Origin of the sequence: Acinetobacter sp. ACNIH1 (assembly GCF_002934695.1) — a bacterium.
Taxonomy (GTDB): domain Bacteria; phylum Pseudomonadota; class Gammaproteobacteria; order Pseudomonadales; family Moraxellaceae; genus Acinetobacter; species Acinetobacter variabilis.
The window spans coordinates 178881-197611 of sequence record NZ_CP026426.1; the positions used below are offsets into that span (position 1 = coordinate 178881).

An 18731-nucleotide genomic window follows, 5' to 3' on the forward strand; every position below is an offset into this window, starting at 1 on the left:
TAGCCAAATATATATATACAGGCTTCAAGCTAATGCAACTGCAGAGCCTGTAAATAATTTTGTGTAATTGCTTTTCATAAATTTAAAGATGATCACTTAGAACCTATCCAGAATATTTTCTATGCAAAAGGGCTTTGTTGCACAAAGATTTAAAAGACAGCACCTGCTTATCTGAACAGAACTCAAGTGACAACTTGGTTATGAGGACGACCTAATTCTGTAAATCTGTTTAATACTGCTATGCGTGCATGAATCTCATTGACCTGACTAGGAAAACTCCTTGCTGTTAATTTATCGCCTAATCATTTGATGCAATGCATCTTGGTTTCGACCAAACTTCGACGATGATAACCAGACCATTTTTTCCAAAGCATTCTTCCTAAACGTTTCACTGTTTTTAATAATTCATTCCGCTCTAAAGATCTCAATTTCCGATCTTTCCATGGTTTTGCATTTTTTCTTGGTGGAATGACCGCATGTGCATCTCGATCTAAAATGACTTGTCTGCAGTACTTCGTATCATAAGCACCGTCGGTATAGACCGAATCAATTCGTTCGTCTAAAGGAATTTGAGCAAGTAAATCATCGAGTACTTGTGAATCGCTCACATTATTTGTAGTAAGCTGTACAGCACGTATTTGAAGGGTTTCAGCATCTATAGCAATATAGAGCTTACGCCATTGGCGACGATATTCAGGTCCATGTTTCTTACGTTTCCATTCACCTTCACCTAGAAACTTCAAACCAGTTGAGTCTACGAGTAGATGTAGCCCATCGCTACTTTTTTGATAGCTAATCGCAATATCAATATGTTTTTGTCTTCGACAAAGCGTGCTGTACGAATATCGCTGATATTCGGAGCAGCTCATTTACACAGTTTAATCAAACTTTGAACAAAACCTGTGACCATGCGTAAAGAGAGTCTGAATAGAGATTTGATCATTAAACAGCATTGAATAGCGGTATCGGAGTAAGTTTGATTTCGACCTTGCTTGCCTTCCTTGTGGTTGTGCATACCACTGAGTGTTTGGATCAAACCAAATGGAAATATTACCTCGGTTAATAAGGGCACGATTGTAGAAAGACCAGTTAGTTGTACGATAGATTTTAGGAGCAGGTTTATTCATATTGAAATTATAGGACTGAATAATCTTTCTAGGCTAGGTTTATGCAACAAAGCCCTTTAGAGTTGAAGTAACAAATCAAATTTAAATCAGATTTGAAAAATAATTACGGTAGTTGCTGTCCTGTGGTAATAATTCTAATAAACGCTGTACAGCATCAATACGATCATGTGTTTGCCCAATAATCCGTAATAATTGATCGGTATCCTTTATTTGATAAATCAACTGGCTTAAACGGGCATCAAAACAATGTCTCCAAGTACTGAGTAAAGGGCTTTCTGATTTAGATAAAAAGCTACCTTTATATAGCGAGAATGTACTCGAAATAAGATTTGCATTTAATGATTGTTCAGCACGTAAAAAATCACATTGGACTTCACAGGTAAGCCTATAAATGCGAGCCTCAATTGAATGAGGTAATAGGCTACGAAGTTGTGAAAGCTCAGCCTTTAAGGTTTTTAGGCTGACATTACGCTCACCATAAAGGGCATAGTGTAACTCTTCTAAACCAATGCCGTAAGGATACAAAGCTAAAATGCAAAGTATTTCAATTTGACGGTGAGTCAAGTTCAAAGTATGCCCATTAAATTGAACCCAGGGCGAACCTAGCGCTTTAATGTATAAAAAATTTTTCTGTTCAAATTTTATTGCTCGCTGTATTAAGTCTGCACAGCGTTCCACAGCAAGAATGCCTAGAGGGGTATGTTTTTTATATTTTGTGGAAAGATTGATAATGCCATGAAATTGACCTGAAGTCGGATCCCAGATAGGTGCTGCATAACAGACCCAATCACGAACGCTGTCCATTTGGTTTTCATGAGAATATACACAACTTGATGTTTGACTATTTAATGTCATACCAATCGCATTGGTCCCAACCGCCTGCGTTGACCAATGGCCACCTTCAATAAAATGTACCTGTTCAGCAGAAGAAAGCATCGCGGAACTACTCCAGGTCCATAACAGAGTACCATGGTGATCTGTAAGACCAATTGCCATATCGGAATCATTAGCAATTCTTAATAAATCGGCATAATTATGCTGAATAGAGCGGCGGAATAGGGAAGTCTGATCTTCTTGAGGCAAAGCCAAAACGGGTGCAGCCTGAACAATATGCTGATTAATTAAATGTGTTGTTTGCAGCTTTTTTGCTAGTGCTGTATTGAACAGGTTCATATCATATTCCTTTATGATTAGACTGTAATATCTTTAAACTTCAGAAATCAATTTCCAGATCTATACTCATTCAATCTTTTCTTACGTGTACCAAATCATTTTTCTTGGATTCGTTAAATAACCTTTTTTGGGTTTTACCAGCCTTTTAGCTACTTTAAAAGTGTTGTTATGGACTGGAAATGACTATTTTTATCTGAAGTGTTAATAAAAGTAACCATTATGTTGATAAATAGGATCCTTTAAATCATGAAAATGTCATTCACGCACGTAGGGCACAGGTACAGCCTCACCATAATACTGGCGGTCAGCAAAATAACTCGATCGCACTAATGGTGCACTCCAAATATTCTTAAACTCTAAGTGCCCTCCATGAGTTTGATAATGTTTAAACTCTTGCAATGTAACAAAACGATGAATTGGCGCATGTGATTTGGATGGCTGTAGGTATTGGCCGATTGTGACATAATCAATTTGATAATCTTTCAAATCATTTAATAACGCAATAACCTCAGCTTCAATCTCTCCTAAACCCACCATCAAACCACATTTCGTTGGGATATCAGGGCAGTAGTGTTTAAATTTCTTAAGTAAATTCAATGAATGCTGATAGTCAGCGCCTGGTCGCATGGCTTTATACAGGCGTGGCACGGTTTCAATATTGTGATTAAAGACATCAGGTGGATTTTTGCTCAAAATTTTAAGTGCAATATCTGCGCGACCACGAAAATCAGGAACCAAAACTTCAATCAAAGTGCCTGGACTAGTTTGACGAATTTCTCGAATGCAATCTGCAAAATGCTGTGCACCGCCATCTTTTAAATCATCTCGGTCAACGGAAGTAATCACAACATACTTTAAGTTTAGATTCTTCACTGTTTCAGCCAAATGCAGTGGCTCGTTGATATCTAAGGCATTAGGACGGCCATGCGAGACATCACAGAATGGACAGCGTCGAGTACAGATATCACCCATAATCATGAATGTTGCTGTTCCACTACCGAAACATTGCGGCAAGTTAGGACAAGCCGCTTCTTCGCAAACGGTATGTAGTTTTTGTTGTCTTAATAAATCCTTAATGATTTGGACTTCCTCAGGTTGACTAATTTTAGTCCGGATCCATTCTGGCTTTTTCGGTATCGTTTCCGTTGGAACAACTTTAATTGGAATACGCGCCATTTTTTTAGCGCCACGTAGCTTCTTTCCAGTTAATACTGGGTTATTTAAATCCATTTCAAACACTCCGTCGTTTAAAATAATTAATATTGAGCCTGATATTAAATAAGCTGATTTAAATGCGTTAATAATATTAAAACAGGGCAAAAAACTTATCATATAAAACAAAGGTTGGTTAAAGGTTTGTTTTTGTATATAGCTGAATAATATTAAAAAATTTACAAATTTTTTAATATTATAAACCACTGTTTTTAATGTTTATCTTATGTTTAGAGATGGATCCGTAAATTTGAACAACTCCTATAAGTGATATTCTGCTCCTCAAATGATGTTATAAACATCAATATATGGAGTATTTTATGGCACGTAGACCAAGAAGAAATCATTCAAATGATTTTAAAGCTAAGGTAGCACTTGCTGCGATTAAAGCAGAAAAAACACTTGCTGAATTGAGTGCTGAATTTGATGTTCATCAAAACCAAATTATTGACTGGAAAAATCAATTGATCTCAGCTTCCTCGCAAGCTTTCGATCAATCAAAAGCTCCATCAGAACCCCCCATTGATCTTAAAAAGTTACATGCAAAAATCGGTGAGCAGGCATTAGAAATTGATTTTTTAGAAGGTGTGTTGAAGAAACTGGGCCGCTTCAACCACAAAAGTTAATCGACGACTCACTTCAGATTTCAGTATCTAAGCAAGCTAAGCTGCTGAAAGTCTCCCGTGGTTGTTATTATTATCGCCCAAAACCTGTTAGCTCATCAGATCTGAAGCTGATGCGATGTATTGATGAATTACATATGCAATATCCTTTTGCAGGCAGTCGTATGATGCGTGATTTGTTGAATCGTCAAGGGCATCATATAGGACGACGTCATACACGTACTTTAATGAAGAAAATGGGTATTCAGGCGTTATATTGCAAACCAAATTTAAGCCAGGCTAATCAAGCTCACCGTAAATATCCATATCTGCTCAAAGGGTTGGCTATTCAGCGCAGTAATCAAGTGTGGTCTACGGATATAACGTATATCCCTATGGCAAAAGGCTTTGTTTATTTATGTGCTGTGATTGATTGGCATAGCCGCAAGGTACTTGCGCATAGGGTATCGATTAGTATGGAGGTGGATTTTTGTATTTCGGTTTTAAATGAAGCGATTGAAAAATATGGATCACCTGAAATATTGAATACAGACCAAGGCAGTCAGTTCACCAGTGATGCATTTATTGATGTATTGAAATCAAATGGCATTCAAATCAGTATGGATGGTAAAGGTCGATGGGTAGATAATGTGATGGTTGAACGATTATGGCGGAGCGTTAAATATGAAGAGGTGTATCTCAAAGCTTATAGCAGTGTCACAGATGCGAAAAAGCAATTAAGTGCATATTTTGAGTTTTATAATTTGAAACGACCTCATTCGAGTCTAGACAAAATGACACCAAATGAGTTTTACTATGATCAGCTACCCCAACAAAACAAGGTGGCTTAACTAGAGCGGAATATCACTTATAAATACGCTTTTAGTTGTTCAAACAAGTGGGACCACCTCTTTTTTATGCATTATATTTTTTTAGTCTAATATGAAATTAAATAAAAATATTCTTATATAAATATACGATTTAAAAATCCAGTTATTCAATTTGGGATTTTCTTTTAAGCGTAGTTAATAAGGAATAAATATATGCAATTAACGGAAGAGCAATTGCTAGCAGCATACAAAAGAATGCGCGACATTCGTGAATTTGAGGATCGACTTCACGATGAAAACAATACAGGTGATATCCCAGGTTTCATCCATCTTTATAGCGGTGAGGAAGCTGTTGCCGTAGGGATCTGTGAAAATTTAACAGATAAGGACTTCATTACCTCAACACATCGTGGTCACGGACATTGTATTGCAAAGGGCTGTGACATTCACGCCATGATGCTAGAAATTTTTGGCAAAGATGATGGTTTGTGTCGTGGTAAAGGTGGCTCAATGCACATTGCGGACTTAGATAAAGGCATGCTCGGTGCAAACGGTATTGTGGGTGGTGGTCCACCTTTGGCTATTGGGGCAGCTTTAAGTGCTAAAACACTCAAAAATGGTGGGATTGGTCTATCTTTTACCGGTGATGGCGGTTCAAATCAGGGCTTAACTTTTGAAGCCATTAATATGGCTGTTGTTTTAAAGCTTCCTGTCATTTTTGTTTTTGAAAATAACGGTTTTGGTGAAGGTACTGCACATGATTATGCCGTAGGCAGTAAAGATATTGCAGGCCGAGCAGCAGGTTTTGGCTTACCCGCTGAAAAAGTAGATGGAACAGATTTTTTTGCTGTGTATGAAGTTGCACAAAAGGCTATTGAACGTGCCCGCCGTGGTGAAGGTCCGAGTGTGATTGAAACGGTAACCAACCGATTTTATGGACATTTTGAAGGTGATCCAGGGCTTATCCGTTCTAAAGAAGAACTGGATTATGTCAAAGAACATAAGGATCCATTGAAAATATTCCGCGAAAAAGTCAAAGACAAAATTGACGAAGCCAAGCTCGATGCGATTGACGCTCAGTCTAAAGCCAATGTAGACGATGCTGTTGCAAAAGCACGCGCAGCTAAGTACCCAGAAGCCTCTCAGTTACTTACTGATGTTTACGTCTCTTACTAAAGGAATAGTAGAACAATGCCAAATAAAAGTTATCGAAACGCAATTAAAGAAGCAATTGAATTAGAAATGCACCGAGACCCAAGTGTCATTGTGGTCGGTGAAGATGTTCGTGGTGGGCATGGTGGCAAAAATACCGATGACAATAAACTGGAAGGTTTTGGCGGTGTACTTGGTGTAACCAAAGGCTTATGGACTGAATTTGGTTCTGAACGAGTCATTGATACTCCAATTACAGAATCAGCGATTATTGGTATGGCGGCAGGTGCTGCTGCAACGGGTTTAAGACCTGTGGCAGATTTAATGTTTATGGATTTTTACGGCGTGTGTTATGACATGCTGTATAACCAAGCAGCTAAATTTCGCTACATGTTTGGCGGCAAAGCCAAAGCGCCACTCGTTGTACGAGGCATGATCGGTGCAGGTTTTTCTGCCGCAGCACAGCATTCTCAGTCGCCATATAACGTGTTTGCCTCAGTACCTGGCTTAAAAGTGGTGGTGCCTTCGAGCGCCTATGATGTGAAAGGGTTATTGATTCAAGCCATTCGAGATGATGACCCAGTAGTCTTTTGTGAACACAAGTTATTGTACGACATTAAGGGCGAAGTACCAGATGAGGCCTACACTATTCCTTTTGGTGTCGCAAATTACACACGTGAAGGTACTGATATCACCATTATTGCCTTAAGCCTGATGGTGCATCGTGCCAATGAAGTTGCTGACAAGCTCGCAAAAGAAGGCATTTCGGTTGAAGTGGTTGACCCTCGAACCATTTCTCCATTAGACGAAGATGGCATTTTAGAGTCAGTGGCTTCAACAGGTCGCGTAGTTATTGTGGATGAATCAGCAGCGCGTTGTGGTTTCGGACATGATGTGGCTGCCCTCATTGCACAGAAGGGCTTTCATTATCTTAAAGCACCAATCGAGTTAGTCACTCCACCACACTCACCCGTACCATTTTCACCAGTACTAGAAAAAGAATGGTTACCTAGTGTAGAACGCATCGAACAGGCTGTACGCAAGACGTTGGAGGCTTAGGATGAGCGAAATTAAAACTTTAGAAATCCCAAAATGGGGTTTGTCCATGGAAGAGGGTACGATTGCCCAATGGCTGATTCAGGAAGGTACCCAATTTAGTAAAGGACAGGAAATTTGTGAAATTGAAACCACAAAAATCGTCAATGTATTGGAAGCACCTTTTGATGGCCTGCTACGAAAAATTATTGCTAACGATGGTGACACACTGGTCGTAGGTGGAATCATTGCAATCTGTGCAGACGCTCAAGTTTCTGATGCAGAAGTTGAAGCATTTGCACAGTCTTTAGGTGGAACACCTGCTGTAACTGAAAATAAAGCGGTAGCAGCGGTTCCTGAAAAAGTCGATGTGGCTCAAGTTGAAACCAAAGTACAAGCTGCTCCTAAACAGAACAGTGTTGGTAATGGATCAAAAGCGGTGACTCAGGGCGGATATTCTATTCCTGATGAGTTACAAGGCTACCAACAAAGCGATGATATTTTTGCAACGCCACATGCCTTGAAATTGGCTGAAAAGCATAATGTAAACTTGGCTCAGATTACAGGTTCTGGACGTGAAGGCCGTATCAGTGTTCAAGATATTCAGGCCGCAGTTCAAGCTGCTGGTGGTTCTTGGCCAGATGTACGTCATCAAGCCAGCACGAAAGCCGCAAAATCTAAAGCAGATGATAGTGATGTTCTAGCAACACCTGTTGCTCGCCGTTTGGCAAAACAATGGGGTATTAATTTGCATGATTGTCGTGCATCGGGTTCACGTGGACGAGTCTGTAAGGAAGATGTTGAAGCTGTATATCAACGTGAAAACCCTGTACAAGCTCAACATACTGAGTACGCGCATCCAACAGAGTCAGCAAAATTCACCACCGTAGCTATGAATGGTATGCGTAAAGCAATCGCTGCACGCCTACAAGCGGCAAAACGCAATGCACCACATTTTCGCTTAACGATAGACTTAAATGTTGAGTCGGTTCAGGCTTTGCGTCAGCAAATTAACAGTACTGTACCGCAAGTCAAACTGTCCATTAACGATATGCTGATTAAAGCTGCTGCTGCTGCACTGATTAAAGTTCCACAAGTTAATGTTCAGTTTGATGAAGAGAATCAGCAGATTTTACAGTTTGAACAAGCTGATATTTCGGTTGCTGTGGCCATCGAAAATGGACTGATCACACCAATCATTAAAGCAGCGAACCGTAAATCTTTGGCGCAAATTTCCAATGATATGCGTGATCTGGCAACACGTGCCAAAACTGGAAAATTAGCACCTGATGAGTTTCAAGGCGGTAGTTTCAGTATTTCCAATTTGGGAATGCTGGGTATTCAACAATTTGATGCCATTATTAACCCACCTCAAGGTGCAATTCTGGCCTTAGGTATAGCAGAGAAACGTGCTGTCGTTGAAAATGATGAGATTGTTGTTCGTGAAATGGTGACCGCAACATTGTCTTGTGATCATCGTGTCATTGATGGTGCGTTGGGTGCTCAATTCCTATCGGTATTGAAGCAGTTTGTCGAAAATCCTGCATTAATTTTGGTGTAGGAGGAATAGTCATGTCAGATACACAATTTGATCTTGTGGTTATTGGTGCTGGTCCTGGAGGATATGTCGCTGCGATTCGCGCAGCGCAACTGGGATTAAAAACGGCAATCGTTGAAAAACAACACTTAGGTGGAGTATGTCTTAATTGGGGATGTATTCCAACCAAGGCATTATTGAGCGGGGCTGTGCTTGCGCAGCAGTTCAAACATGCAGGGCAGTTTGGCTTTACGCTTAACGCGATTGGTTTTGATATTCAAACACTGGTCCATCATAGCAGAAAGGTTTCTGAGCAACTGGTGCAAGGTATCGGTCAATTATTGAAAAAAAACTCTGTACACGACAAATTTCACAGAACCCTTATCCTATCAGGGTTCTGCCTTCTTAAAATTGCCAAAATTTCCTTAAACTCTTCTTTTTTCCCAAAACCAATTAAACGCTGAATCGCCATTTGAACATAGTCTAAACCATAGCGAAATAAACTCATTGAGAGTCGTCCATGCTTCTTTATTTTTATCGCTTTTTTTTGATCATGTTGCCATTCACCCGTTAAGTAACACCAACAGAAGCTTATAGCTAACACCGCAATCAATTTTTTCACTCGTCTAGGGTCTGTCAAGCGCGTATTTTCAAGATTAAACCCGCGTCCTTTGAGACAACTGAATAAGGTTTCAATTTCCCAGCGTAATGCATAATCCTGAATAGCATTGGCATTAAACTGAGGAGAAACGACGAGTAAAAGCTCTCCATTTTCTAACTGTAGTGCACTTATATATAGTTTCACCCGACCAACCAAAATCCGTCGTTTACGACATTCAATTTGACCAACTTTAAGATGGCGAAATAAATCACTAATTTTATGATTCTTTCCTAAATGATTGGTGACAATGAAGTTTTTTTAACACGAATGCAGAAGTTGATGTCTTGTTCAATTAACCATGTAAACCACTGCTCACCGATAAACTCTCTGTCTGCGAACACATTCACAATACGGTCTTTACCAAAAATGGCTATAAAGCGTTGAATCAAAGCAATACGCTCTTTCGTATCTGAATTTCCACGTTTATTAAGCAATGTCCAAAGGATAGGTATCGCTATTCCACGATAAACGATTGCGAGCATCAGGATATTAATATTTCGTTTTCCCCATTTCCAATTGGTTCTATCTAAAGTCAGTTGCACTTGGTCGAATGAAAACATATTGAAAATCAACTGAGAAATTTGACGATAATCAAAATACTGACCTGCAAAGAAGCGCTGCATACGTCGATAAAATGATTGTGGTAAGCACTTGATGGGCAAGGCTTTAGATGCAGAAGAAAGATTACATGTTTGCTTTAAAATAATCACAAGCATGATGAGCGCAAAGCACTTTAAATGTGACTTGTTCCATTTTAGATATTTGTTTAAGATAAGATATAACTCATTGAGATGTGTCATAGTATTCGTCGTTAGAAAACAATTATTATGACATTATTTCAATGAGTTATCTATTTTTGTCGTGTACAGAGGAAAAAAAATCAAATCACTGTTTTTAACGCAGCAGCCCAGTTTATTGCCAAAGAGCAATTAGAGCTTACAGATGCGAATGGTCAAAAACAGCAGATTTCTGCACCGCATATTATTGTCGCAACAGGTGCACGTGCGGCCAATTTGCCTCATATTCCTGTAGATGGCCATCAGGTCTGGAGTTATAAAGAGGCTTTAGTTCCAGAACAACTACCAAAATCTTTACTGGTCATTGGTTCGGGTGCTATAGGCAGTGAGTTTGCAAGCCTATACCAAGACTTAGGCTGCCAAGTCACCTTGGTTGATATTGCAAAGCAGATTCTTCCTAGCGAAGACATTGAAGTTGCGAAGTATGTACAAAAGCAATTTGAACAGCAGGGTATGCAGGTTTTAACTGAAGCAACGGTAAAAAAAATAGAAACTGATCAGGCTCAAGTACATTGTCATATTGAAACTGCCACAGGTGTACAAATCATTACTGTTGAAAAGGTGCTTTCAGCTATTGGCGTGAAACCGAATGCGGAAAATCTTGGCCTAGACGATTTGGGTGTTGAATTTGAAAATGGTTTTATCAAAGTTGACTCATGGTGTAAAACCAATGTCGTGGGCATTTATGCAATTGGTGATGTCGCAGGCGCACCGTGTTTGGCACACAAAGCCAGTCATGAAGCCATTCTTTGTGTGGAGAAAATTGCAGGCCTAAGTCATGTACATGCTTTAGATCGTACACAAATTCCGGGCTGTATCTTTACCCATCCGCAAGTGGCCAGTATTGGTTTGACAGAACAGAAAGCGAAAGCTGCGGGCTTGAATATCAATGTGGGTAAGTTTCCCTTACAAGCCAATGGTAAAGCATTAGCTTTGGGCAATAGCGCAGGATTTGTTAAAACCATTTTTAGTCAGGAAACGGGTGAATTGTTGGGTGCTCACATGGTTGGACATGAAGTCACCGAACACATTCAAGGTTTTGCTATAGCAAAATACCTAGAAGCTACGGATGAAAGCTTAGCACAGGTCATTTTCCCTCATCCTACTTTATCTGAGGCGATGCATGAGTCGGTATTGTCGGCAATGCAACGTGCAATTCATATTTAAGGAATCGCAACATGCCTAGAGGTTTAAACAATAAAGTTGCATTAATTACGGGTGCAGCACAAGGAATTGGACGTGGTATTGCCTTACGTTTGGCACAAGAAGGTGTTCATATTGCATTGGTCGATCTTCATCAAGAAAAGTTAAATACTGTTCAACAAGAGATCGAAGCCTTTGGCGTAAAAGCCACCACATTTATTGCAGATATTTCAGATCCAATACAAGTCAGTCATGCAATTGATCATGCAGAATCGACACTTAATGGCTTTGATATCATGATCAATAATGCAGGGATTGCACAAGTTAAAGCGTTGGCAGAAGTAACGCCGAGTGAATTTAACAAAATCATGAACATCAATGTCGGTGGTGTACTTTGGGGGATTCAAGCCGCAGCAAATAAATTTAAACAACGCCAACAGGCTGGAAAAATTATTAATGCCTGCTCAATCGCAGGTCATGAGGGTTTTGCTCTCCTCGGTGTTTATTCAGCAACTAAATTTGCAGTTCGTGCATTGACACAAGCTGCAGCTAAAGAATATGCCAGTGCTGACATTACTGTAAATAGTTATTGTCCGGGTGTTGTTGGTACAGATATGTGGGTCGAAATAGATCAGCGTTTCTCTGAAATTACAGGCGCACCAGTTGGTCAAACGTATAAAAAATATGTAGATGGCATTGCTTTAGGACGTGCTGAAACACCAGATGACGTGGCTGCATTAGTTGCATTTTTAGCCAGCGAGGATGCAAACTACATTACAGGGCAGTCTATTTTGACAGATGGTGGAATGGTGTACCGTTAATATCAACATAAGGAATACATAATGAAAGCAGCTCGCTTTTATGACCGAGGGGATATTCGGATTGAAGATATTCCTGAACCGAAAGTAGTTCCAGGCACAGTTGGAATTCAAGTTGCATGGTGCGGTATTTGCGGTACAGATTTACATGAATTCATGGAAGGCCCTATTTTTATTCCACCTTGTGGTCATCCACATCCAATTTCAGGAGAATCTGCACCTGTAACAATGGGACATGAATTTTCAGGCGTAGTTTATGCAGTTGGTGAGGGAGTAGATGATATTCAAATTGGGCAACATGTCGTAGTTGAACCCTACATTATTGCGGATGATGTACCGACTGGGCCGAATGATAAATATCATTTATCAAAAAATATGAACTTTATTGGTTTAGGCGGACGCGGCGGCGGTCTTTCTGAAAAAATTGCGGTTCAGCGCCGTTGGGTACATCCTATCTCAAATGATATTCCCTTAGACCAAGCAGCATTGATAGAACCTTTGTCCGTTGGTCATCATGCCTATGTACGAAGTGGTGCAAAAGCTGGTGATATCGCACTGGTTGGTGGAGCAGGCCCAATAGGTTTACTCTTATCAGCCATTTTAAAGGCTAAAGGTCTCACGGTGATCATCACTGAACTGAGTGCAAAACGTAAAGAAAAAGCGATAGAAGCGGGCGTTGCAGGTTATGTACTAGACCCATCACAAGTTGATGTAGTTGCCGAAGTAATGAAAATTACGGAAGACCACGGTGTTGATGTCGCTTTTGAATGTAGTAGTGTTAATAAAGTCATGGATACACTGGTGACGGCGATAAAACCAACAGGGGTAGTCGTCATTGTTTCTATTTGGAGCCATCCTGCCACAATTAATGTGCATAGTGTGGTCATGAAAGAGCTCGATATTCGTGGCACGATTGCTTATGTCAATGACCATCAGGAAACCATCCGTTTAGTCGAGCAAGGTAAGATTAATCTGGAACCTTTTATTACCCAACGTATTGCATTAGATGATCTTGTTTCTAAAGGCTTTGAAACATTGATTCATAATAATGAGTCTGCTGTAAAAATTATTGTTCATCCGTAGTAACGCCTAATTTCAAAGACAAATTTGAATAAGCTAGAGATAAACTCTATGTAGCTATTTTTAATATTTATAGCGATAGGAAATGAGTCTGTATTTACAAACTCATTCTCATAATAGTGATTGGAAAACTCTATTTTTTAAGAAGAAATTGACAACACATAATGTATAATTTAATTTATATCAATATTAATGAATTTAATACCGAAATTCGTCTACTTAACTTATGTTTACCTAAAGTCTAGTTCATCAATTAAATAGTTAATATTTCATTAATAACCAATGAATTACAAGATAATTTATTTGAATGTAAAAAACTTGATTCATGAACTTGTGAATTTTGACCATTTTAGAATACATATAGCTAAACGATTCCTATTGGTAGATAAACTCAATGCTAGAAATTTTATAGTCAAGCCCAATAGATTTATGCACCTTGCGCAGTAGTACTACTCATGTCTTAAATAAGTTTACAGAATTAGGCCGACCTCACACCCAAGTTGTCACTTAAATTTAAGTAATTTACGAAAATTCTATTTTAAGTCTTTATGCAACAAAGCCGGTTTATTTACGAATAGGAAATGTCTACAGAATCTATTTTATTTATGCAACTTCACTAAAATACTCTTTATACCCTTATAATTTCTGTATTAAAAAGATATACGAAGAGAATCACGGATGGCGACAACGATCGCAAAATCAGGCTCCACAAACTTAGCCAATATCATTTACCAACAAATCAAAGACGATATTTTTAGTTTTCAACTTAAACCAGGACAACGCTTCACTGAAACGGATATTGCTGAAAAATATCAAGTGAGTCGCACGCCTATTCGTCAAGTCCTCTATCGTTTAGAGCAAGAAGGTTATGTGAATGTGCATTTTCGCAGTGGTTGGGAAATTAAACCCTTAGACTTTAATTTCTATCAAGAGTTGTTTGATTTACGCATGATCTTGGAAAAAGAGGCAGTCAAACGCTTATGTATGCTGGATCATGAACAGTCGTTAGAACTACAAAAGCTCAAACAACTCTGGTTGGTCGAACCAAGAGCCTATAATCAGAACATTAAAGAATTGGTATTACAAAGTGAAGATTTTCACTGTGCTTTAGTGCGGGCTGCAGGGAACAACCAAATTGCGAAGATCCATCACGAGATCAGCGAGAAGATTCGAATTGTACTGAGTTTGGGTGCCATGCGTGAATTTGATATTCAACATGCCTATGAAGATCACGGGGCAATTTTACGACGTATTCTAAATCGTGATGCTGAGGGTGCAATTCATCTCGCTGAACATCATGTCCTGCATAGTATCGAAGATGTAAAAAATATTACCTTGCATATGATTTCTAATCTTTAATTAAAACTTATAAATAGATGAATTTGAATGCCAATTCCCGAAGTTGGCATTTTTTTTGCCTGTAATACCACCATCTTGTATACAAGAGTGTATTCAACTCTAAGCTGATGCTTATTTGAATATATATGCTTATATTTGGTGCACAAATCAAATGAATAATGCACCAAAAGTATTCTAATTTTATTTATGCATTTTTTTTGTGCATAAAGCCGAGGGTGGTTGTAGTGAGTTTGCGTTTAGTTGTATTGATGAGTGGTGTTGGCGTGAGTACGTTAGTGATGGCTGATGAGGTGAATCGTTTAGATACCATCACCGTGACTGCAACGGGCACAACCGAATCAGAATCCTCATCCAAATCAATCACTAAATTTCAGCATGAATTATTGGATGTCCCATTTAATAAAACACATTTAGCTGAAGACATTTTAAAACAGCAGGATATTCAACGGATTGATCAAGCATTGAATTTGGTCAGTGGGGTATCGAACAATAATAGCTATGGCGGTGGTTTTTGGGATAATTATTCATTCCGTGGTTTTGAAGGTAATCCAAATACAGGCGTGGAATATATCCGCAATGGCCTAAGTGTGAACCGTGGCATATCTGCACCACGTGATATGGTCAATATTGCATCTTTGGATTTTTTAAAGGGGCCAAATGCGGCTCTGTATGGAAGGGGTGAAATTGGCGGTGCATTAAACGTCACCACAAAAAAACCAAGCTGGCAAAGTGCGACAGCACTTAATCTACGTGCTTCAAGTCAAGAAGAATATCGCATTAGTGCTGAACATACTGCACCGATTACTGAACAAGTGGCGTATCGCTTAGGAATTGCCGTAGAGGATAATCAATCCTTCCGTGATCATGTTAGCTCAGAACGGTTATTTGTTGCACCACAACTCACTTGGAAAATCTCACCAGACACACAACTTGATCTGGATACTGAATTTAGTCAGCATCTTGGCACCTTTGATCGTGGGCTGACTGCGGTCAATAATCAAATCACCATGGACAAGCACACCTTTACCGGTGAACCGCATGATGGTGATATGCGTGTCAAAGACAATTTATATCAACTGCGTTTAGCACATCGCTTCAATGATACTTGGAAAATGAATGGTGCACTCAGTTATAAAGATGCACAAATGGTCGGTTTTTCCACTGAACCACGTAAGATTCAAGCCGATTTACGCACTTTAGAACGCCAACGTCGCTATCGTGACTATCAGACCGAAGATGTGATGGCGCAGGTCGAGGCTTTAGGACAGTTCGAAACGCAAGCTTTGGTACATGAGTTGGTCCTTGGTCTTGAAGCGGGTCGTTTTCACTTTATGCAACAGCAGTACCGTCTGAATCATTCTGCGAGCAACCCGAATTGGATCGATATTTATCGTCCAGTCTATGGGCAGTTTAGTCCTGATATGCCACTGCATACCAACAGTGATGAGAACCAGCGTTATGTTGCGGTAAATGTTCAAGACCAAATGTTCTTCAATGATCAATGGAATCTATAGCCAAATACTTAAAAATATAGAACAATAGAAACATGGGATATTCAAAAGATTTTAAAGACAAAGTCATAGAAATTATGACTAGAGATAAAATGTCTGTGCGAAAAGCAGCACAGCATTTTAACGTCTGTATACAGACGATTCAGAATTGGAAAAAGTCCACTGTAACTAAACCTATTCCTGGTCGCCCAGCTAAAATTAGCAAAGAGCAAATATTGAATGATGTTGAACAATATCCCGATGATTACATCAGTGAACGGGCAGAACGTTTTGGTGTCAGTACACATGCAGTATTTAATGCGCTACATGCTGCAGGAATATCGCGTAAAAAAAGACGTTAAAGCACCCTAAAGCAGATCAAAATCAACGTCGGCAATTTCAGAACTTGATTGAATGTTTAGAACAACAATTACCACTGGTTTATATCGATGAAAGTGGTTTTCAAAGCGAAAGTACGAGATCGCATAGTTATAGCTATAAAGGAGCGCGAGCTGAAGCTGAATTTAACTGGCAGTTAAAAAATTGTAGCAATGCGATTGGCGCATTAATCGAAAATAGATTGCTTACAGTTGGAGTATTTGATTGTTCAGTGAATACCGAGGTATTTGAATGCTGGATTGAACAGGATTTATTGCCAAAGCTGAAAAAAACCAGTGTATTGATTATGGATAATGCCACCTTTCACAAAGGAACAAGGCTTCAGGAGTTGATACGTTGTGCAGGCCATTACATTGTGTGGCTTCCTAAATATAGCCCGGACTTAAATCCTATAGAAAAAATGTGGTCACGAGTAAAAATGATTCGCAATAAATTTAGAGTTAAAGATATTGATAAATTGTTTAAAGATTACTGTAATGATTTATTTAGTATTTAGCTATACTCATGGGATTACGTTGGGATCGTGTTGAGCAAGATTTTCAGAATCACATGAAAGGCTTAGAGGATCAAACCACGCATGCGCAATTGAGCCCACGCATCGGGATTAACTACCGTCCAAGTGCAACATGGTCTCTCTATGCCAATTATGGCGAAGCCTTTTCCATGAACAATGGCATGAGTCGAACTTTAGAAACCTTTGAACCTGAAACAGCCAAAAGCTATGAAGTGGGTGCCAAATGGCAATGCTCAGATACCGATGCTTTGAGCTTGGCGTGGTTTGATATGCGTAAAAACAATGTGTTGATGACCGATGCCATCGATCCTAACTATGAGGCGGCGGTAGGTGAAATTTCAAGCCGTGGGATTGAATTCGATCTGAGCGTTCAATTGCATGATCAACTTAAGCTTTCTGCTAATTACGCATGGGTCAATGCTGAGGTAAGTAAGGATGAGCTGATTTCGAGTGGTGCGCCTCTGACTAATGTACCAGAACATTCTGCCAATCTAAATGTAGCGTATGACCCTTGGCAAAATGCAGGCCTGATGGCGAATCTCAGTTATGTCGGCTCACGCAGTGGCGACAGTCCAAGCAATGTCATGAATGGTTTCCGTTTACCAGCCTATCAGGTGGTGGATGTTGGCGCTTATTACCAAGCCAATCCACAACTGCGTTATCAGTTGAATATTCACAACCTATTTAATGAACACTATTACCGTTCGAGTTACAGCCATTTATGGGTGCAGACGGGTGAGCCAATCAAGGCATCAATGTCTGTGCAATGGGCATTCTAATGCGCAGCCATATCTTTATTTTGGGGATGGTGACAAGTGTATTGATGGGTTGTCAGTCTCCAAAAACACCACAAGATAATGTTGTATCCGCCTCAGCCAATCAACGTTGCGTTGTAGACAGTTCAGCGACAAAGGTCTGTGTTGATCAACCTGCACAGCGTATTGTTTCGCTATTTGAGTCGGGCTTAGATGGTTTATATATGTTGGGACAAGGACCGAAAGTGGTCGGTATTCCTGCAGAAATTTATCTTCAACCTTTGTTGTTTGATGCCTATTCCAAAATGGATGCCCGCATTGCCCAGAAACAACTTGCGACACCCTCACAAGGCTCTAATGCCACCAATATTGAAAGCTTAATGGCACTGAAGCCTGACTTGGTAGTCTTGGTCAGTGGGCAAACCCAAACCATTGAATTATTGAGGCAGTTTAGCATTGCGGTGTATGTAATGGAATCGGGAACATTTAAACAAGTTAAAGAAGAACTTGCTGAAATTGCCGTACTGACCGGTGCAGAACAACGGTCGCAGGAGATTTTACAGTTTGCCGATAATATTGTGGCAGAAGTGGCTGAGAAAACCTCAAGACAGCCTGAGCGACAATCGATTTACTATGCTTGGTCAGGGGGGCGGGTTTATTCCACTTCGGGGCGTAAATCCATCACCAATGATTTTATTGAATTGGCAGGGGCATACAACATTGTTGAAACTGAGACCAATCAACCGAATGTGAATCCAGAAACGCTGATTGAATGGAATCCGGACAATATTGTGCTGTGGAATACTAATCCAGAACTGATTTATCAGCGTGAAGAATTAAAAGGTTTAAACGCAGTCAAACAACAAAAGGTTTTTAATTTAACGCCTGCATTTATTTATAACCCACATACCATCAAAATTATTGTGACCGCTATTCATCTTAATCACAGTATTTATCCAGAACAATCGGACTTACCTGTAGATACATTGAAACTGAGAATATTAAGCAAGCTGTATGGCGCAAGTTTGGCAAAGGAGCTGATGTAAT

Annotated in this window: 14 protein-coding genes and 4 pseudogenes; 14 read left to right on the forward strand and 4 right to left on the reverse strand. The window is 39.6% G+C overall.

Translation table 11 applies throughout. From position 1 onward, the window contains the following. Positions 1-182 precede the first annotated feature (182 nt). The 3 genes and pseudogenes from C3F22_RS17760 to lipA form a co-directional block, all read right to left on the reverse strand. Positions 183-1127, reverse strand: a pseudogene (locus C3F22_RS17760) (IS5 family transposase). A gap of 81 nt (positions 1128-1208) precedes the next feature. After that, a complete protein-coding gene (locus C3F22_RS17765; protein WP_004812193.1) occupies positions 1209-2300 on the reverse strand; it encodes a hypothetical protein in 1092 nt (363 codons plus the stop codon). Between the two features lie 255 nt (positions 2301-2555). Then, a complete protein-coding gene (gene lipA / locus C3F22_RS17770; protein WP_004812191.1) occupies positions 2556-3530 on the reverse strand; it encodes a lipoyl synthase in 975 nt (324 codons plus the stop codon). A gap of 290 nt (positions 3531-3820) precedes the next feature. Here lipA and C3F22_RS17775 point away from each other — a divergent pair. The 5 genes and pseudogenes from C3F22_RS17775 to C3F22_RS17795 all read left to right on the forward strand — a co-directional run. Continuing rightward, positions 3821-4965, forward strand: a protein-coding gene (locus C3F22_RS17775) for an IS3-like element ISAba14 family transposase (protein WP_100834114.1) whose coding sequence is annotated in 2 segments (ribosomal slippage) — positions 3821-4085 and positions 4085-4965 — 1146 coding nt in all. Because the reading frame shifts where the segments join, the coding sequence is not laid out codon by codon here. A 192-nt stretch (positions 4966-5157) separates the two neighbouring features. After that, positions 5158-6120, forward strand: a complete 963-nt coding sequence (locus tag C3F22_RS17780) for a thiamine pyrophosphate-dependent dehydrogenase E1 component subunit alpha (protein ID WP_004812189.1) — start codon at positions 5158-5160, stop codon at positions 6118-6120. Positions 6121-6135: 15 nt separating this feature from the next. Beyond that, positions 6136-7155, forward strand: coding sequence for an alpha-ketoacid dehydrogenase subunit beta (locus C3F22_RS17785; RefSeq protein WP_004812188.1), 1020 nt, complete (start codon positions 6136-6138; stop codon positions 7153-7155). 1 nt (position 7156) lies between these two features. Beyond that, complete coding sequence (locus C3F22_RS17790; RefSeq protein WP_004812185.1) at positions 7157-8692, forward strand: 2-oxo acid dehydrogenase subunit E2; 1536 nt, start codon at positions 7157-7159, stop codon at positions 8690-8692. An 11-nt stretch (positions 8693-8703) separates the two neighbouring features. Further along, a pseudogene (locus C3F22_RS17795) lies at positions 8704-9027 on the forward strand (FAD-dependent oxidoreductase); the annotation flags it as partial. 11 nt (positions 9028-9038) lie between these two features. On the opposite strand, the gene C3F22_RS17800 reads toward C3F22_RS17795, so the two are convergent. Continuing rightward, positions 9039-10129, reverse strand: a protein-coding gene (locus C3F22_RS17800; RefSeq protein ID WP_085940413.1) for an IS4-like element ISAba1 family transposase whose coding sequence is annotated in 2 segments (ribosomal slippage) — positions 9039-9589 and positions 9589-10129 — 1092 coding nt in all. Because the reading frame shifts where the segments join, the coding sequence is not laid out codon by codon here. Between the two features lie 72 nt (positions 10130-10201). Between C3F22_RS17800 and C3F22_RS17805 the strand changes: the two are divergent. From C3F22_RS17805 to C3F22_RS17845, 9 genes and pseudogenes are all read left to right on the forward strand, one after another. Beyond that, positions 10202-11293: pseudogene (locus C3F22_RS17805) on the forward strand (FAD-dependent oxidoreductase); the annotation flags it as partial. Positions 11294-11304: 11 nt separating this feature from the next. Further along, positions 11305-12090: an acetoin reductase gene (locus C3F22_RS17810; RefSeq protein WP_004812183.1), complete on the forward strand. Its 786-nt coding sequence runs from the start codon at positions 11305-11307 to the stop codon at positions 12088-12090. Between the two features lie 21 nt (positions 12091-12111). Next, entirely contained in the window at positions 12112-13170 is a 1059-nt protein-coding gene (locus C3F22_RS17815) for a 2,3-butanediol dehydrogenase (RefSeq protein ID WP_004812180.1), read from the forward strand. 675 nt (positions 13171-13845) lie between these two features. Then, the gene (locus C3F22_RS17820) at positions 13846-14526 is read left to right on the forward strand and encodes a GntR family transcriptional regulator (RefSeq protein ID WP_004812178.1); all 681 of its coding nucleotides are present in this window, start codon (positions 13846-13848) and stop codon (positions 14524-14526) included. Between the two features lie 248 nt (positions 14527-14774). After that, positions 14775-16037: pseudogene (locus C3F22_RS17825) on the forward strand (TonB-dependent receptor); the annotation flags it as partial. 35 nt (positions 16038-16072) lie between these two features. Next, positions 16073-16378: an IS630 transposase-related protein gene (locus C3F22_RS17830; RefSeq protein ID WP_004779997.1), complete on the forward strand. Its 306-nt coding sequence runs from the start codon at positions 16073-16075 to the stop codon at positions 16376-16378. Positions 16379-16422: 44 nt separating this feature from the next. Next, on the forward strand, positions 16423-16911 hold the full coding sequence (locus C3F22_RS17835) for a transposase (RefSeq protein WP_158651686.1): 489 nt from the start codon (positions 16423-16425) through the stop codon (positions 16909-16911). Positions 16912-16919: 8 nt separating this feature from the next. Beyond that, positions 16920-17708 carry a TonB-dependent siderophore receptor gene (locus tag C3F22_RS17840; protein ID WP_228203602.1) on the forward strand — a complete coding sequence of 263 codons (789 nt, stop codon included), beginning with the start codon at positions 16920-16922 and terminating at the stop codon, positions 17706-17708. A gap of 26 nt (positions 17709-17734) precedes the next feature. Next, positions 17735-18730, forward strand: coding sequence for an ABC transporter substrate-binding protein (locus C3F22_RS17845; RefSeq protein ID WP_376745115.1), 996 nt, complete (start codon positions 17735-17737; stop codon positions 18728-18730). Position 18731: the final 1 nt, after the last annotated feature.

Excerpts from the sequence above, each read along its gene's own strand:
- C3F22_RS17765 (WP_004812193.1), bottom strand. The coding sequence starts at position 2,300 with ATGAACCTGTTCAATACAGCACTAGCAAAAAAGCTGCAAACAACACAT.
- lipA (WP_004812191.1), bottom strand. The coding sequence starts at position 3,530 with ATGGATTTAAATAACCCAGTATTAACTGGAAAGAAGCTACGTGGCGCT.
- C3F22_RS17780 (WP_004812189.1), top strand. The coding sequence starts at position 5,158 with ATGCAATTAACGGAAGAGCAATTGCTAGCAGCATACAAAAGAATGCGC.
- C3F22_RS17785 (WP_004812188.1), top strand. The coding sequence starts at position 6,136 with ATGCCAAATAAAAGTTATCGAAACGCAATTAAAGAAGCAATTGAATTA.
- C3F22_RS17790 (WP_004812185.1), top strand. The coding sequence starts at position 7,157 with ATGAGCGAAATTAAAACTTTAGAAATCCCAAAATGGGGTTTGTCCATG.
- C3F22_RS17810 (WP_004812183.1), top strand. The coding sequence starts at position 11,305 with ATGCCTAGAGGTTTAAACAATAAAGTTGCATTAATTACGGGTGCAGCA.
- C3F22_RS17815 (WP_004812180.1), top strand. The coding sequence starts at position 12,112 with ATGAAAGCAGCTCGCTTTTATGACCGAGGGGATATTCGGATTGAAGAT.
- C3F22_RS17820 (WP_004812178.1), top strand. The coding sequence starts at position 13,846 with ATGGCGACAACGATCGCAAAATCAGGCTCCACAAACTTAGCCAATATC.
- C3F22_RS17830 (WP_004779997.1), top strand. The coding sequence starts at position 16,073 with ATGGGATATTCAAAAGATTTTAAAGACAAAGTCATAGAAATTATGACT.
- C3F22_RS17840 (WP_228203602.1), top strand. The coding sequence starts at position 16,920 with ATGGGATTACGTTGGGATCGTGTTGAGCAAGATTTTCAGAATCACATG.
- C3F22_RS17845 (WP_376745115.1), top strand. The coding sequence starts at position 17,735 with ATGGTGACAAGTGTATTGATGGGTTGTCAGTCTCCAAAAACACCACAA.